The 16354-nt window shown below is 69.9% G+C and carries 13 protein-coding genes; 7 read left to right on the top strand and 6 right to left on the bottom strand.

All coding sequences use genetic code 11. The annotated features are described in order from the left end of the window. Positions 1 to 120: 120 nt before the first annotated feature. Positions 121 to 1032: an adenylate/guanylate cyclase domain-containing protein gene (locus OMP39_RS09330; RefSeq protein ID WP_264891463.1), complete on the top strand. Its 912-nt coding sequence runs from the start codon at positions 121 to 123 to the stop codon at positions 1030 to 1032. A gap of 64 nt (positions 1033 to 1096) precedes the next feature. Here the strand turns inward: OMP39_RS09330 and OMP39_RS09335 are convergent, their stop codons facing one another. Beyond that, positions 1097 to 1789 carry an HAD family hydrolase gene (locus OMP39_RS09335; protein WP_264891464.1) on the bottom strand — a complete coding sequence of 231 codons (693 nt, stop codon included), beginning with the start codon at positions 1787 to 1789 and terminating at the stop codon, positions 1097 to 1099. A 182-nt stretch (positions 1790 to 1971) separates the two neighbouring features. On the opposite strand from OMP39_RS09335, the gene OMP39_RS09340 reads away from it, so the two are divergent. Then, a complete protein-coding gene (locus OMP39_RS09340; protein WP_264891465.1) occupies positions 1972 to 5958 on the top strand; it encodes a PAS domain S-box protein in 3987 nt (1328 codons plus the stop codon). Between the two features lie 124 nt (positions 5959 to 6082). Next, positions 6083 to 7174 (top strand): ferrochelatase, encoded by a 1092-nt coding sequence (gene hemH, locus OMP39_RS09345; protein ID WP_264891466.1) that lies wholly within the window; start codon positions 6083 to 6085, stop codon positions 7172 to 7174. Between the two features lie 72 nt (positions 7175 to 7246). Here the strand turns inward: hemH and OMP39_RS09350 are convergent, their stop codons facing one another. The 3 genes from OMP39_RS09350 to OMP39_RS09360 form a co-directional block, all read right to left on the bottom strand. Then, positions 7247 to 8749, bottom strand: a complete 1503-nt coding sequence (locus OMP39_RS09350; RefSeq protein ID WP_264891467.1) for a tripartite tricarboxylate transporter permease — start codon at positions 8747 to 8749, stop codon at positions 7247 to 7249. A gap of 8 nt (positions 8750 to 8757) precedes the next feature. Next, complete coding sequence (locus OMP39_RS09355; protein ID WP_264891468.1) at positions 8758 to 9252, bottom strand: tripartite tricarboxylate transporter TctB family protein; 495 nt, start codon at positions 9250 to 9252, stop codon at positions 8758 to 8760. Positions 9253 to 9337: 85 nt separating this feature from the next. After that, on the bottom strand, positions 9338 to 10309 hold the full coding sequence (locus OMP39_RS09360) for a Bug family tripartite tricarboxylate transporter substrate binding protein (RefSeq protein ID WP_264891469.1): 972 nt from the start codon (positions 10307 to 10309) through the stop codon (positions 9338 to 9340). A gap of 262 nt (positions 10310 to 10571) precedes the next feature. Here OMP39_RS09360 and OMP39_RS09365 point away from each other — a divergent pair, with 262 nt between their 5' ends. From OMP39_RS09365 to OMP39_RS09375, 3 genes are all read left to right on the top strand, one after another. Beyond that, positions 10572 to 11267 carry a response regulator gene (locus OMP39_RS09365; protein ID WP_264891470.1) on the top strand — a complete coding sequence of 232 codons (696 nt, stop codon included), beginning with the start codon at positions 10572 to 10574 and terminating at the stop codon, positions 11265 to 11267. Further along, positions 11264 to 12715, top strand: a complete 1452-nt coding sequence (locus OMP39_RS09370; RefSeq protein WP_264891471.1) for a sensor histidine kinase — start codon at positions 11264 to 11266, stop codon at positions 12713 to 12715. The genes OMP39_RS09365 and OMP39_RS09370 overlap by 4 nt, the downstream gene beginning before the upstream one ends. A gap of 68 nt (positions 12716 to 12783) precedes the next feature. After that, positions 12784 to 13185 (top strand): RNA-binding S4 domain-containing protein, encoded by a 402-nt coding sequence (locus OMP39_RS09375; RefSeq protein ID WP_264891472.1) that lies wholly within the window; start codon positions 12784 to 12786, stop codon positions 13183 to 13185. 186 nt (positions 13186 to 13371) lie between these two features. Here OMP39_RS09375 and OMP39_RS09380 read toward each other — a convergent pair whose 3' ends face one another. Both OMP39_RS09380 and OMP39_RS09385 read right to left on the bottom strand, forming a co-directional pair. Beyond that, positions 13372 to 14544, bottom strand: coding sequence for a DUF5666 domain-containing protein (locus OMP39_RS09380; RefSeq protein ID WP_264891473.1), 1173 nt, complete (start codon positions 14542 to 14544; stop codon positions 13372 to 13374). Between the two features lie 5 nt (positions 14545 to 14549). Beyond that, positions 14550 to 15455 (bottom strand): DUF6502 family protein, encoded by a 906-nt coding sequence (locus tag OMP39_RS09385; RefSeq protein ID WP_264891474.1) that lies wholly within the window; start codon positions 15453 to 15455, stop codon positions 14550 to 14552. A 326-nt stretch (positions 15456 to 15781) separates the two neighbouring features. On the opposite strand from OMP39_RS09385, the gene grpE reads away from it, so the two are divergent. After that, on the top strand, positions 15782 to 16348 hold the full coding sequence (gene grpE / locus OMP39_RS09390) for a nucleotide exchange factor GrpE (protein ID WP_264891475.1): 567 nt from the start codon (positions 15782 to 15784) through the stop codon (positions 16346 to 16348). Positions 16349 to 16354 lie beyond the last annotated feature (6 nt).

The following is a 16354-nucleotide window of genomic DNA, read 5'->3' on the forward strand; positions in this document are numbered from 1 at the left end:
CCTGAGGGACCCGCAGGCGGCCCGCATCCCAAGGGGTGCGGGCCGTTTCTCTTTCGGGGGCTGCAAGCTACACTCGTCGCGTCCGACTCCGCTCGATCGTTTCGTTCCCCCGCTCCGACGATGCCCCTTGCACGCGACCGTACGGTGATGTTTGCCGACCTGCGCGGCAGTACCGGCCTCTATGGTTCGCTGGGGAACACGCAGGCGGCCGAGGTCGTCACGCGCACCGTGGGACTGCTGTCGCAGGTGGTCGCCAAGCACGAGGGCGCGGTCGTCAAGACCCTCGGGGACGGTCTCATGGCCGTGTTCGCCAAGCCCTGGCGCGCCGTGAATGCCGCCTATGAGATGCAGGAGTCGTTGCGGCGCATCGTCACCGGCTCGCCCTCGGGGGCGACGGCGCTGTGCCTGTACATCACTGCGGCACACGGCGAGATCGTCGAGGTGGACGGCGACTGCTTCGGGGACGCGGTGAACGTCGCAGCCCGCCTTCTCGACCATGCGGGCGACAACGAGGTGCTCATCACCGAATCGGTGTACGAGCGCCTGCGCGCCGACGACCGCCGGCGCTTCAAGAGCCTGGAGAAGCTGCACCTGCGGGGTCGCGTCGAGCCGTGCCGGGTGTACCGCCTGGAGCTTGGCCGCGACGATGCGGCTCCGTCCACCCTGTTCACCGACTTCGCCGATCCCCCCGTCTCCGAGGGCATCCGCCTCGCCCTGGACGAGACGCCGGGCACGGTGTTCGGCAGCCACAGCATGCCCGTGCTGATCGGCCGCAGCCCGGAATGTGCCTTCTGCGTCGACAATTCGAGGGTCTCGCGCTCGCACGCGCGCATCGAGTGGCACTCGGGCCACTTCCACCTGACCGATCAGAGCAGCAACGGCACCTTCGTGCGCTTCACGGGCAACCCGGAAACCGTGGTGCTGCGGCGGGCGACTTGCACGCTGCACGGCAGCGGCCTGATCGGTTTGGGGGGCGCCCCCGCCGACCCCCGCTCGGCCCTGCTCCACTTCGAGATCATCGCATCCCAATAGAGGCGATGGAGCGGGCCACAGGAGGAGGCCCCTGCCCGCCCGGCCGAATTCAGGGGTGCGCCGGTCAAACCCCCAGGGCGTCGGCCAGCTCGGCCAGCGAGCGCACCACATGATGGGTGCCGGCAGGCGGCCGCGCCGGCTCGGGATGGATCTCGGGCCGCGCGACCCAAGCGGCTCGCAAGCCGGCGTTCAACGCACCCTCGACGTCGAGCACGAGATCGTCGCCCACGTGCAGCGTCTGCGCCGGCGGCACGCCCAGGCGCCGGCAGGCCTCGTGGAAGATCCGCGGATCGGGCTTGCCGACGCCGAATCCCCGGGCGGTCACGCTGCCGCGGAACCAGCGCGCCAGGCCGATGCGCTCGAGCTGCGCATTGCCGTTGGTGACCGCCACGAGCGGAAACCGCGTGGCGAGCCGGGCCAGGGCATCGGCCACGTCCGAGAACAAGTCCACCTCCTGGCGCGCCGCGAAGAACACCTCGAAGCCGCGCTCGGCCAAAGCCGCATCCTCCCCGGATTGCTGCAAGGCCAACCGGAGGCTCTCGATGCGAATGCGGCTGAGATCGTGGCCCCACTGCGGGTGGCGCGCGGCCACCTCGTCGCGCAACCGCCGCAGCGCCGCCGCGTCGAAGCGCGCGGCGGTCGCCGGAGCATGCACGAGCAGCCATTCGTGCAGCCGCGCTTCGGCGCGGACGATCGCCGGCCACACCGGCCACAGCGTGTCGTCCAGATCGAGGGTCAGGGCCTGAGGATGATCCATCCACCCATTATTCCCGCATGCTGACAAGCCCCGAGAGCTGCGGGGAATGACCTGGCCTTATAGTGCGCGTCTTACCGGCGCCGCACGCGTGTCGGCCCTCGGCAGCCATGCCAGCGCCCCTCGACAGTCGGGCGTCCGGCTTCGGTCAGACGGTCTGCGGCGCCGCATCCTTGACCTCCGTCATGTCCACCGCCGCCCCTGACGCAGTCGCCAAACGCACGGATCTGTTGCGCGAGTTGCGCATCCTGGACACGTCCCCCGAGCCTTGCTTCGACTCGGCCGTGGCACTGGCGCAGCAGCTCACGGGCTTCCCGCTCGCGTGGCTCGCCCTCGTCGACGGCGAGCGCATGTGGTTGAAGGCCAGCGTCGGGTTGCGTCGGCAGGAGCTGCCGTGCGCGGGTGGCTGGTGCACGCCGGTGCTCGCATCCCCGGGCCCGCTCGCCGTGGAGTCGCTGCGGGCGTACGACGTCACGCCGCACACCGCCGTGATCTGGGAAGCCGAAGGGGTGGACGGCTACGCCGCGGTACCGATCCGCGTGGAGGGACGGGCCCTCGGCCTCCTCGCCGTCGCCGATCATGTGCCCCGGCTGGCGCCCGCGGCCGCACTGGCCGGCCTCGAGCACGTGGCCCGACTGGTCGGCGAGCTGTTGGAAGGCCGGCTCAAGGCACAGCGTTCTCGGCTGCAGGAAGCGCGCGTGCGCACGGCCAGCCGTGCAGGCAGCGACTGGCTGTGGGAGACCGACGCCGAAGGCCGCGTCACGTGGGCGTCGGAGACGATCGAAACCCACATCGGTCTGCGGCCCCAGGAGGAAATCGGCCGCAAGCCCTCCGAGATTCTCCTGCGCCGCGAAGACCCCGAGCACGATGCGTCTTGGCAGGCCTACCTGGCCGCGAGGGCCCGACGCGAACCTTTTCACAACCTCGTCGCCGACCGCATCACGCCTCGCGGACGGGTGACGGTGTCGATCAGCGGCATCCCGGTCTTCGACTCCGCAGGCCGCTTCCGGGGCTATCGGGGCGCCACGCGCATCATCACGCACGAACTGGAGGCCCAGGCGCGTGCGCGTCATGCGCAGCAACTGCTGCAGCACGCGATCGAGAGCATGAGCGCGTCGGTGGCGATCACCGATGAGCGGGGCCTGGTCGTCCATGCGAACCGCACCTGGCGGGATCGCAACGGCCGCTACCTGGATCCGGCAAACCCCTCCTGGGAAGCCGCGCTGCGCCGCATGGTGGAGGCCGGCGAGTTCCCCGACGCGGTGGGACGCGAAGCGGAGTTTCTCGCCCAGTGGGCCGCCGCCGAGCACCAGGCGACGCCGCGCGAAGTCCGCCGACGCGACCAATGGCTGCTGGTCACCTCGCAACGCCTCGAGCATGGCGGGGCGATCCATGTGGGCGTCGACATCACGGCCCGCAAGCAGTCCGAGCTCGAACTCGCGTACCGGCAGGCGGAGTTGCGTGCCTCCGAGGCGCGCATGGCCGCCGTCTTGCAAGCCTTGCCCGACCTGTGGTTCGTGATGGATGCGCAGGGCCGGTACCTGCGTGGCGGCGACACGGCGCGGCACCTGCTTGCCGCACCGTTCGAGCAGGTGATGGGCCGCTCGGTGCACGAAGTCCTTCCCTCGGACACGGCGCAGCGCATCGAGGCTGCGTTGCGCGCGGCGCTGGACACCGGCGCCGTGCAGCGCGTCGAGTACGAACTCACGCCGATGGGCTCGGAGCGCGTGCGCACGTTCGAAGGCCGGTTCGTGCGCATGACCCACGACCAGGTGCTGCTCATCGTGCGCGACCTGACCGAGCTGCGCAGCATGGAGCGCGACCTGCACATCATGCTGCGTGCGATCGAGGCGGAAGCCTCGTTGCCCATCTCGGTGGTGGACGCCGAGGCGCCCGATCAGCCGGTCGTCTACGTCAATCCCGCCTTCGAGCGCCTGACCGGCTACAGCCGCGAAGAGGTGCTGGGCCGCAACTGCCGCATTCTGCAGGGACTGGACCGCGATCAGGGCGCCCTGGAACCCTTGCGGGCTGCCTTGCGGGAGGGGCGATCCACCACCGTGGTGCTGCGAAACTACCGCAAGGACGGCACCCGCTTCATCAACGAGGTGCACGTCGCGCCGGTCCATGCGGCCGACGGTCGCATCACGCACTTCATCGGCGTGCAGACGGACATCACCGAGCGCAGCGTGGCGGCCGATCGCCTGCGGCTGAGCGAGGAGCTGTACCGCTCGGTGGCGCTGTCGATCAGCGACGGACTCATGGTCGTCACCACCGGTTCGTACGTGGTCGCCGTGAACCCGGCGGCCTGCCGCATCCTCGACATGGCGATGGAAGATCTCGTCATGTCGCCCGGCCTGGAGTTGTTGGACGAATCGCTGGAGCCGTTGCCGGCCGAGGACCATCCGGTGACCCGCACGTTGGAAAGCGGCGAGCCGACGACCGAGCGGGTCTATGGCGTGAAGCTGTCCGACGGACGCGTGCGGTGGCTGCACCTGGGCGTGCAACCGCTGCGCATCGCGCCGCACGACAGGCCGCTGTCGGCCGTGGTGACCTTCCGCGACATCACCCGGCAGCGCGAGGCCGAACAGGCTCTTGCCGTGAGCGAGCAGCGCTGGAAGTTCGCGCTGGAGGGCAGCGGCAACGGGGTGTGGGACTGGGACGTCGCGTCCGATCGCGTCTTCTACTCGACCCGCTGGAAGGAGATCCTCGGCTACCTGGATCATGAACTGGGCAGCTCCGTGGAGGTGTGGTCCTCCCGCGTCCACCCCGACGACCGGGCGGCGGTGCTCGAGCGTCTGCAGGCCCACCTGCGTGGGGAATCGGCGGTCTACCAGTCCGAGCACCGCATCCGTCACCGGGAGGGCCACCATCTCTGGGTGTCCGAGCGCGGCAAGGCCGTGCTGCGCGACACCGACGGACGTGCCTTGCGCATCGTCGGCACTCTGGCCGACATCACCCCGCAGAAGGAAGCCGAGCAGGCGCTGCGGGACAAGCAGGCCGCGGAGCTCGCGAGCCGGTCGAAGACCGAGTTCCTCTCGCGGATGAGCCACGAGATGCGCACGCCGCTCAATGCGATGATCGGCTTTTCTCAGTTGCTCAAGCTCGGTGCGCGTGGCCCCGGCGCCGAGCAGGTGCGCGACTACGCCGACCACATGCTGCAAGCCGGCCAGCACCTGCTCGCGCTCATCAACGATGTGCTGGACCTGCAGCGCGTGGAGGCGGGGCAATTGCCGATGACGCCCGGGGCCGTGAGTCTGCGTCACTCGCTGACGCAGGTCATCGACCTGCTCAAGCCCGCCGCAGAGTCGGCCCTGGTGCATTTCCGCCTGGAGGTGCCGGCCGCGGTTCACGTTTGGGCCGATGCACAGCGGCTGCGGCAGGTGCTGATCAACATCGTGTCCAACGCCGTGAAGTACAACCGGCCGGGCGGCGATGTGACGCTCACGCTCGAGCGGCCTCGCGAGGACCCGGCTCGCGGCGAGCGCGTGGTGCTGCGCGTGGAGGACAACGGCGAGGGACTCGACGCGGGGCAGCTCGCACGGCTGTTCCAGCCGTTCGAGCGGCTCGGCCGCGAGACGTCCTCGATCGAGGGCACCGGCCTCGGACTCGTCATCGCCAAGCGCCTGCTCCAGGAAATGGAAGGATCTATTGCCGTGACCAGCACGCCCGGACAGGGCACGCAAGTGCGCATCGAATTGCCGGCAGCCAGCGCCCAGACCCAGCTCGAGCCTCCCGCCCGGCCGAGCGGCGAGGTCGTGGCCGAGCTCGGCGCTCCCCGGCCCCTGAGGATGTTGTACGTGGAGGACAACCCGATCAACGCCCTGCTCTTCGAGGAGGCGATGAAGCTGGCCGGCCACGTGGAACTGCGCATCGCCGAGGACGGGCCGCGCGCCCTCGAGATCGTGCGCGAGTGGTTGCCCGACATCCTGGTGCTCGACGCGCACTTGCCGGGCATGGATGGCATCCAGGTGCTCAAGGCCTTGCGCAACCACGAGGGTCTGGCCGAGGCACCGGCGTTCATGTGCTCGGCCGACGCCATGCCCGAAGACATCCAGCGAGCCCTCGATGCCGGCTTCCAGGGCTATTGGACGAAGCCGATCGAAGTCTCGCGCGTGCTGGCCGAAGTGCGCCGCATCGCCGCGCGCAGCTCGCTGCCGCAATCCTCTCTTTGAGCACGGAATCGCCGTCCCCCCGGGAGCCCCTGTGAGGCGACCCGGCGGGGCGGCCCCGCCGCAGCGCCGGGCCACGGCCTGCCCGACAATCGCGCTACCTCCACGAACCGCCGCTTCTTCCTCGATGAGCTTCCGCCCCGAACCGCCGTACCGCCACGCAGACCCCGCACGCACCGGGGTGCTGCTGTGCAACCTCGGCACGCCCGACGCGCCCACGGCGCCCGCGTTGCGCCGCTATCTGGCGGAGTTCCTCGGCGATCCCCGGGTCGTGGAGATCCCGCGTGCGGTGTGGTGGCCGATCCTGCACGGGATCATCCTGCGCACGCGGCCGGCCCGCTCGGCCGCGAAGTACGCCAGCATCTGGACCCCCGAAGGTTCACCCCTTCGCGTCTGGACGCAGAAGCAGGCCAAGATGCTGCAAGGCTATCTCGGCGAGCGCGGTCACCAGGTGCTGGTGCACCATGCGATGCGCTATGGCCAGCCATCGCTCGCGCAGGGGCTCGATGCACTCAAAGCGCAAGGCGCGACGCGTGTGCTCGTGCTGCCGCTCTACCCGCAGTACTCCGGCACCACCACCGCCAGCGTCGTCGACGCGGTCGCCGCCTGGAGCCGTGGCGTGCGCCGTCTGCCCGAGCTGCGCTTCGTGATGCGATTCCACGACCACCCGCTCTACATCGAAGCCCTCGCCCGGCGCGTCCTGGCACACTGGGCGACGCGCGGACGCCCGGACAAGCTGCTGCTCAGCTTCCACGGCGTGCCCAAGCGGACGCTGACCCTGGGCGACCCCTACCACTGCGAGTGCCACAAGACGGCCCGCTTGCTCGCCGAGCGGCTCGGCATCGGGCCGGACCGCTGCATCGTCACCTTCCAAAGCCGGTTCGGCCGAGCCGAATGGCTGCAACCCTACACCGAGCCCACGCTGCGCGAGCTGGCCCGCCGGGGCGTGGCGCGGGTCGACGTCATGTGTCCGGGCTTCGTCAGCGACTGCATCGAGACCCTCGAGGAGATCGCCATCGAGGCGCGCGACGCCTTCCTCGAGTCCGGCGGCCGGGAGTTCCATTACATCCCCTGCCTGAACGACCAGCACGAATGGCTCGTCGCTCTCACCGCCATCGTGGAGCAGCACCTGGCGGGATGGCCCACGCGCCAGACCGATGACGACGAGCAATGCGCGCGCCGGCGCGAACGCGCACGGGCGCTGGGAGCGACCGACTAGGAACCGCGGAGCGTCGGCCATGCAGGGCGCGAGCCCCCGGGGCCGCAGCATCCAAAGGCGCCCTCGCCGCCCTCAGCCCGCCGCCTGCAGCGCGGAGCGGGCGCGTCCGCGCAGCACGCGCGGCAGCACCAGCACCACGAGGCACACGACGAGGATGGTCGCCGCCAGCGGACGCTCGAAGAACACGGACCAGCGCCCTTCGCCGATGGACAGCGCGTTGCGCATCTGCGCTTCCGCCATGGGGCCCAGGATCATCCCCACGATCACGGGCGCCGTGGGAAAGTCGAAGCGCCGCATGGCCAGGCCCAGGAGCCCTATGGCGAAGAGCAAGAACAGATCGAACGCCGACTGCCGCATCCCGTACACCCCGAGCGCGGCAAAGACCAGGATGCCCGCGTACAACTGGGGCCGCGGAATGTTCAGCAGCTTCACCCACAGGCCGACCAACGGCAGGTTGAGCACGAGCAGCATGACATTGCCGATGTAGAGCGAGGCGATCAGCGCCCACACGAGCGTGGCGGACGTCTGGAACAGCGTCGGCCCGGGCTGGATGCCGTAATTCTGGAAGGCCGACAGGATGATCGCAGCGGTCGTGGACGTCGGAATGCCGAGCGTGAGCAGAGGCACCATCGCCGCCGTGACGGTCGCGTTGTTCGCCGCCTCGGGGCCCGCCACGCCCTCGATCGCCCCCACCGTGCCGAACTCCTCCTTGTGGCGCGACAGCCGCTTCTCCAAGGCGTAGGACAGGAAGGTGGGGATCTCCGTGCCGCCCGCGGGGATGGTCCCGAAGGGAAACCCGAGCCCGGTACCGCGCAACCACGCCGGGATCGAACGGCGCCAGTCGCTGCGGGTCATCCAGATGCTGGACATGCGGTTGCGCGTCTCGCTCGGGCGCCCCTCGTAGAGCACGCCGTACATGGCCTCGCCCACGGCGAACAGGCCGACGGCCACGAGCACGACCTCGATGCCGTCCACCAGTTCCGGCACACCCAGCGTATAGCGCGCACTGCCCGTGATCTGGTCGATGCCCACGAGCCCGAGGGCCAGCCCGAGAAAGAGGCTCGTCAAACCCCGGAGCGTGCTTTGCCCCAGCACCGCAGAGACGGTCACGAAAGCCAACATCATCAGCGCGAAGTACTCGGGAGGGCCGAACCGCAGCGCGTACTCGGCGATACCTGGCGCAAACAGCGTCACCAGGGCGGTGGCGACGGTACCCGCGACGAAGGAGCCCAGGGCCGCGGTGGCCAATGCGGCCCCTGCGCGACCGTGCTTGGCCATCAGGTTGCCCTCCATCGCGGTCACCATCGTGCCGGTCTCTCCGGGGGTGTTGAGCAGGATCGAGGTGGTCGAGCCCCCGTACATGGCACCGTAGTAGATGCCGGCGAACATGATCATGGAGGCGGTGGCCTCCACATGGGTCGTGATGGGCAGCAGCATCGCCACCGCCAAGGCCGGTCCGATGCCAGGCAGCACCCCCACGGCGGTGCCGATCAGGCAGCCCACGAAGGCCCAGACCAGATTGATCGGCGTGGCCGCCGTGGCGAAGCCATGCAGCAGTTGTTGCCAGAGTTCCATGGGAGCTTTCAGATCCAGCCGGTGGCGGTGAGCCCCGGCAGGGTGAGGCCCAGGGCCTTCGTGAAGATCCAATAAGCGGGAGCCGAAAGCGACACGCCCACGAGGGTGTCGAGCGCCACGGTGCGTGCGGGGGCCCCGCCGCCTCGGGCCAACCGAAAGCCCCGCGCGGCGCACACGAACAGCACCGTGCAGCCCAGCACGAAGCCCAGCCGCGTCACCAGCAAGGCGTTGAGCAGCAGCCCGGCTGACACCCAGCCCAGTCCGCGCCAGCACACGGGCCCGGGCGGGGTCGGGGCCTGCGCTCCTGCACGTGCGGCGGCGAAGGCCTCCCGCAGAAGGAGGACCCCGCACACGGCGAGGCCGCCCGCGACCACCCAGGGCAGAAAGTTCGGCCCCACCCCGGCATAGCCGGCGGCCGAGGGGATGTCGAGGGCTCCGAGCGCAAGCACGGCGGCAAGCACCAGCACCCCGGCGCCCACACCCCACTGGCGGCGATCCTTCATTGCGAATCTCTTGTCGATTGCAGGCCCCCTCAGCCACGCGGCCAGGGGCAGGCAGCGCCCCGCGTCGGTGCGGGGCGGCACGCGGTCACAGCATTCCGAGCTTGACCATCAGGGCGCGCAGGCGCGCGTGCTCTTCGTCGACGAACTTGGCGAACTCGTCACCCGTCAGCAGCGCCGGCGTCCAGTTGTTGGCCACCAGGGTCTCGCTCCAGGCCTTGGTCTTCGTCGCCTTTACCACCGCGTCGGTGAGCTTGCGTTGCTGTTCCGGCGTGATGCCGGGGGCACCGTACACGCCCCGCCAATTGCCGATCGAGACGTTGAGGCCCTGCTCGATGAGCGTGGGCACCTGACTGCCGCGCAGCCGGTTCGGTGCGGTCACCGCCAACGCGCGCAGCTTGCCCGTCTTGATGAATTCCTCCATCTCGGCATAGCCGCTCGTGCCCACCGTCACGTGGCCGCCGAGGATGGCCGCCGTCGCCTCACCACCTCCCTTGAAGGGCACGTAGTTGATCTTGGCGACGTCCACACCCACCTCGCGCGCGATCATGGCCACGCTCACATGGTCCACCGAGCCCTTGGAGCCGCCGCCCCATTTCACGCTCGCCGGGTCCTTCTTCATCTGCTCGACCACGTCCTTCATCGTCTTGAAGGGGGAACTGGCCGGCACGACGAAGACGTTGTATTCCGCCAGCAAGCGGGCGATGGGCGTGGCTTGCGCGAGCGTGATCGGGGGCTTGTTCTGCACGATGGCGCCCACCATCACGGCGCCCACGACCACCAGAGCATTGGGGTCGCCTTTGCTGGCATTGACGAACTGGGCCAGGCCGATGGTGCCCCCGGCCCCACCCTTGTTCTCGTACGTGATCGAGCCCGCCACGCCGGCCTCCTGCAGCGCGCGACCGATGCCCCGGCCCGTTTGATCGTAGCCGCCACCGGGGTTGGCACCGATCATGATCTTGAAGTTCTCCTGGGCCTGTGCGGCAGGCACGGTCAGCGCGAACGCCCCCGTCAAGGCCACGGCGGCCCCCATCAGATGGCGAAGGAAAATGCGACGCATGGGATGTCTCCTTTCGGTCAGGCTGTATCGCCGGCCGGGAGCCGGCTGCATGCTGCAAGCCGATGGTGCACTGCGTCCCGGCGGCCCGGCACGAGGGTTACTCCTCAAGACCTCCTCCCCCGCTGTCAGCCGCCTGTCACCCTTGCGCGTGCAGGCTGTCAAATGCCTGTCAGGGCCCCGTCCCCGGTGGAAAGCCCCTCCCGGCCGCTGAACGGGGACGGTGCACACTCGAGGTTGTCGTGATAGCCCCCGCCCTTGCCCGATGACCGCCTTGCACGCCCGACTGCTGCTCGTGGAAGACGACGACTCCATGCGCCGAGCGCTGCAACTGGCCCTGGAGCGCCGGGGCTTCGAAGTCACGTGTTGCAGCAACGGCCTCGACGCGCTACGCGCGCTCAAGCACACCCCGCCCGATCTGGCGCTGCTCGACCTCACCATTCCCGGCATCGACGGCCTGGCGGTCCTGCAGAAGGCCCGCACGCAGGGGGTGTCCACGCCCATCCTGGTGCTCACCGCACGCGGTGCGGTCGGCGACCGCATCCAGGGGTTGAACGCCGGAGCCGATGATTACCTGGCCAAGCCCTTCGACCTCGACGAACTCGAGGCGCGCATCCGCGCCCTCCTTCGGCGCGCCAAAGGGGACGGCGAGGTCACACACCAGTGCGGCAGGCTGCGCTTGGAGCGCGACTCGGGCGCGTTCTATCTCGGCGACGAGGTGCTGGAACTCACCCCCCGCGAACATGCCCTGCTCAAGGCCCTCATCGCGCGGCCGGGCCACGCGGTGGCGAAGGAGCGGCTCTTCCGTCTGGTGTTCCCGATGGAGGCCAACGTCCAGTTCGAGGCCATCGAGGTGGTCGCCTACCGGCTGCGCAAAAAGCTGGCCGGCTCGGGCGTGTCGCTGGTGACCTTGCGCGGCCTGGGCTACCTCTTGCGGGCCGAAACAGGCGAGCAGCCGTGAGCCCCGCCGTGGTCCGGGCGCATTCGCTGCGCCGCTACCTGCTCGCATGGATCATCGCGCCGATCGCCCTCTTCGTCGTGGTCGACACGGTGAGCTTGTACCGCAGCGCGTTGAAGTCCATCCACCTCGCTTACGACCGCTCGCTGCTCGCTTCCGCGCGCTCCATCGGGGAACTGCTGCAAGTGCGCCAAGGTCGCCTGCAGGCGGATGTCCCCTACGCGGCGCTCGAGATCTTCGAGGCCTCGACCGCCTCGCGGATGTACTACCGCATCGACGGCTTCGGCGGCGAGTTCGTCTCGGGCTACGAGGACCTGCCCCCTTACCGCGGCCGGATCCCCCAGCTCCCGGTCTACGCCGCTCTGGTGGACTTCTACGACGCGGAGTTCCGCGGTGAGCGGGTTCGGATGGCCGCGCTGTACCAGCCGGTCGCCAGCGCCGAAGCCCGGGGTGTGGCGCGCGTCCAGGTGGCGGAAACGCTGGAGGTGCGCGAGCGTCTCGCGCGCGAGATCCTCGTCGACACGCTCGTGCGCCAGGCCCTGCTCCTTCTGGTGGTGACGCTGGTCACCTGGACGGTCGTCACGCGAGCGTTGCGGCCCCTCGAGTCTCTGCGGGGCGCCCTGCTCGAACGCGGCCCGCACGGGCTGGAACCGGTGGCCGTGCCCGGTCTGCCCCAGGAGTTGCAGCCCCTGGTGCAGGCGCTCAATGAGCTGATGCGGCGGGTGCGCCGCTCGGTCGAGCATCAGCGGCGCTTCGTGCGCGACGCGTCCCATCAACTGCGCACGCCTCTGGCCGTGCTGAAGACGCAGGTGCAAAACGCCTTGCGCGGATCGCCAAGCGCGAGGGAGCCCCTGGTCGAGATGGAGCGGACCGTCGATCGGGCCGTGGCCCTGGCCAACCAGATGCTCGCGCTGGCCAAGGTGGAACAGGTGCAAGGCGAGGGGCCCATGGAGCACCTGGACTTGGCCGAGAGCGTGCGCGAGGTGGCCCTGGAACTCGCGCCGCTGATCGCCGAGAAGAACCTCGATTTCGAACTCGACGCGCGCCGCGCGACGGTGCTGGCCCACCCCTGGATGCTGCGCGAACTGGCCCGCAACCTTCTCCACAATGCAGTCCGGGAAAGCCCCATGGGCGGCTCGCTGCGAGTGATCGTGGAGCCGGCCGAGGAAGGGCCGCGGTTCATCGTGCGCGACAGCGGCCCCGGCATCTCTGCGGCCGTTCGCGCCCACCTGTTCGAGCCGTTTCACACCACTCACCCCAACACGGGCAGCGGCCTCGGGCTCACCATTTGCAAGGAAATCTGCGCCTCGCTGGGGGCCGAACTCCGGCTGGCCGATCGCATGGAAGACGGGCGCGTGGCCGGGGTCGAAGCGGCGGTGCGCTTCCCGCCGCCGGCGCAGGGCCCCGGGGCGGCCACGGGGGCGGGCGAGCACCCCGACGGCCGGTCGTGAACGCGTACGGGTCCGGCCCCCGGGTCCGCGGGGCGGAAACCTCGCGTGTTTCGCCGGACAATCCCTGCATGGACAGTGTTCGACTCGACAAATGGCTGTGGGCCGCCCGGTTCTACAAGACCCGCACCCTTGCCACGGACGAAATCGACAAGGGCCGCGTGAAAGTCAACGACCAGGCGGCCAAGCCCTCGCGCGAAGTGCGCGCGGGCGATCGGGTGGAACTGCGCCAAGGGGCTGTCGTGCGTACGGTCGTCGTGAAGGGCCTGTCGCAGGTGCGCGGCCCCGCCCCCGTCGCCCAGCAACTCTACGAGGAAACGGCCGAGAGCCTGCGCGCCCGGGAAGAACACGCCCGGCAACGGCGCTACTGGGCCGATCCCTCCGTCGCGATCGAGCACGGCCGTCCCACCAAGCGGGACCGCCGTCAGCTGGCCGAGTGGCAGCGCTGGAGCGCGAGCCTGGAGGACGACTAAGGCCCGGCGCTCGGCCGCCCGAAGCCGGGCCGACACCCCCCTGGGGGGTGGGGCGCACGCCCCGGGGGCAAACATACACGGCCCGGCGCTCGGCCGCCCGAAGCCGGGCCGACACCCCCGTGGGGGGTGGGGCGCACGCCCCGGGGGCAAACATACGCGGCCCGTCCACCGGGCCGCTTCAAGCCTTCAGTCCCGGCAGTCGACCCATTCGGCCCGCACCGGCGTGCCCGCTTCGCGCCAGCCCTGCACCCTCACCTCCAGACCTTCGCTCAGGCCGGCTTCGCACTGGCGAAGCTGCGCGCCCGACGCATCCACAGCCGTACCACGCACCTCGAACGAGGCATCGGACGCGTAACGCTCGATGCGGCCACGCAGATGGACCCGTTCCCTCTTGCCGCCGGCCTCCGGCTTGCGCAGCTTCACTTCACGGGCCACGAAGACGCCGTCCGCACGCTGGTGCCCTTCGACCTGCGCGTAACGGCCTTCGATCAGCGCCTCGCCGGGAGGCAGGATGCGCGCGCCGCCATAGTCCACCGTCACCCCTGCCAACTCGAAGCGAGCGGAGGTGGCATCCAGCGCCCCCACGACGCCGGACAGGCGGGCGGGCCGCGCAGCGTTCGCCGACTCCCGCGCCAGCACCCGCACCGCGGAGGCTCGCAACCCGTCGAGCTGTGCCGCTCCCCAGGCAATGAGGCGGTCTCCAGGCCGCAGCACGTGGTCGGCCGGCACCACGCTCGCCTGGCCGTAGTCGATCGTCAGCGTGCCGACCCTCGCCTGGCGGCCCGGGCCCACCTGGGTGACGGTGCCCGCCACCCTCGCCTGCGCCGGCCCGGCCAGCTTCTCGACGCGCGTCGCACGCCAGCGGTACCCGCCCCCCGAGCGCCACGGCGCGGCATGCACCTCCACCCAGTCTCCTTCGGCCAGGTCATCGAGGGAGCCCATCCCCTCCAGCACGGTCAACGGCCCTTGCACCGGATCGTCGATGGCCTCGATCGTCTGACCCATCACCTGCCGGGCCTCGCCCACCCGTTGCACCGGGCCGACGAGCGAGGCCGCCACGCTGATCGATCGCAGCACGGCCCGATCGACCTGCTGCTCGTAGGCGAGTTCGACCTGCTGGCCCAGCGCGACGCTGCGGGTGCGGAACTGCCCCGGCGCGATCTCCTCGCGGCCCGCCACCCCGTCGTCGTCGTAGACGACCCCGTCCACCACCACGCTGCCAAAGCCCGTGACGGTGCCCTGCGCCGAAGCAAGGGGAGCCCCCGTGCCTCCCGAGCCCACGCTGCCGCCGCACGACGTCAGCAGGAGGCCGACGACGAGAGCGGCAGCCAGGACCGCGGATGGCCAACGAACTCGCATGGAACTCACGCCTGGTCGGCAGCCCGCGCCGACGGGCCGTCCTCGCGCCGCTCGGGCTCGCTGTAGTAGTACACGCCGAAGCGCATCCGGTGCGGCCGGGGCTCGTCGCGGTCCGCCGCACACCGAGCGGACGCCTGGGTCACCATCTTCTGGAACACCTCTGCCCACAGTTCCCGCGCCAGCCTCGAGAGCTCCAGGGCCGAGCGCTCGCTCAGCCCGTCGGCAAAGACGGCTTGTTCCAGGAAGCGGGGATGATTGGTCGTCAGGTTGTGCACGGCGGCCGCCAGGTGATCGGCGCCATTGGCCGACAGCAGTGCAGCCAGCTCGGCGTGGTCTTCTGCCGGGACGAACGCCTCGGTCAGCAGCTCCACTTCGTCGCCGTCCAGCCTGACGAGCCTCAGCCGCACCAGTTCCTCCAGCACGGTGCGCGGATGCACGTCCGTGGACAGCTCCCGCGACAAAGCCTCGAACGAATCCTGGGCGCCGAGCCGGGGCAGCTTGCGTGGCCTGCCCTGCTCGTCGCGATACCGGGGGTCGGTCACCCAGCGGGTGAACACCTGCGAGACGAGCGACACCGACTTCGGCTTGAAGTCCCGGCCCTTGTGCTGGGAGAGCTGCCGGATGTCCTTGCGGTGCACACCGGACAGCACGCTCAGCGCCGAATCCGTGGCCTTGCGCCCGGAGGACTGGATCTCCTCCCGCGCGACCTGGACGAAGACGGACTTGAGCGCCGAGGCGAAGGCGCCGTACTGCACGCCGCTGCGGATCAGCCACCGTGCGATCGGCGCCATGACGATCAGACTGGCCCGCAAGGCCACATCGGCGTGCTCGTCGCTGGGCGCGACGGCCATCGGAGAACGCAGCGGCTGGGGTTCGGCTTTGTCGGTGCCGGTGCCGGAGGGTGTGTGCATCGACCGTGAGCGCAAACGCGGGACAATCGCGGGATTGTCGTGAACGGGCGGCGAGCCGCCGACTCGCGGGCGCCGGACGGGGCCCTGGAGTGGCCGAACGGCGAAGTTTTCCCACGTAGACGGGATGGTAGCCACACGCCTGGTGCGAACGCGAGTGTTGTTACTCTTGGAATGAACGATGCGGCGGCGCAGCAACCGGCGCGCCTGCCGGGGCTGTAAATCCTTGCTGCACGCCGCCGGCCAGGCCGTTCGGGGGGGCCCGGTGCCCGCCGCTCTTGAATCATCCCATCACGCCCCCATATCCACGGCTTCATCGGGAACCCGCCATGACAGAACCACAGCAATCGAACCTCGAGACACCGAACCCGGCGAACGCCGAGACCGAAAGCCAACCGAACGGCGCCGCCGCGCAGAACGAGACCGCAACGCCCCGCCAGACGCTCGAGCAGCAACTGGCAGAGCTGCAGGCCAAGCATGCCGAGATGGCCGACGCCTACCTCCGTGCCAAGGCGGAGGCGGAAAACACCCGGCGCCGGGCAGAAGAGGAAATGGCCAAGGCCCGCAAGTTCGCCATCGAGTCCTTCGCCGAGAGCCTGCTGCCCGTCAAAGACAGCCTCGAGGCCGCCCTTGCGGTGGAGAACGCCAGCCTCGAGCAGCTGCGCGAAGGCGTGCACGCCACCCTGCGGCAACTCAGCCAAGCGCTGGAGCGCAACAAGGTCCAGGAGATCAACCCCGGCGCGGGCAGCCGTTTCGACCCCCACCAGCACCAGGCCATCAGCATGGTGCCGTCGGACCAAGAGCCCAACACCATCGTCGCCGTGCTGCAAAAGGGCTACGTCATCGCCGAGCGCGTCCTGCGGCCCGCGCTGGTCACCGTCGCAGGCCCGAAGTGAGCCGGC

Source organism: Schlegelella aquatica, assembly GCF_026013905.1.
GTDB lineage: Bacteria > Pseudomonadota > Gammaproteobacteria > Burkholderiales > Burkholderiaceae_C > Caldimonas > Caldimonas aquatica.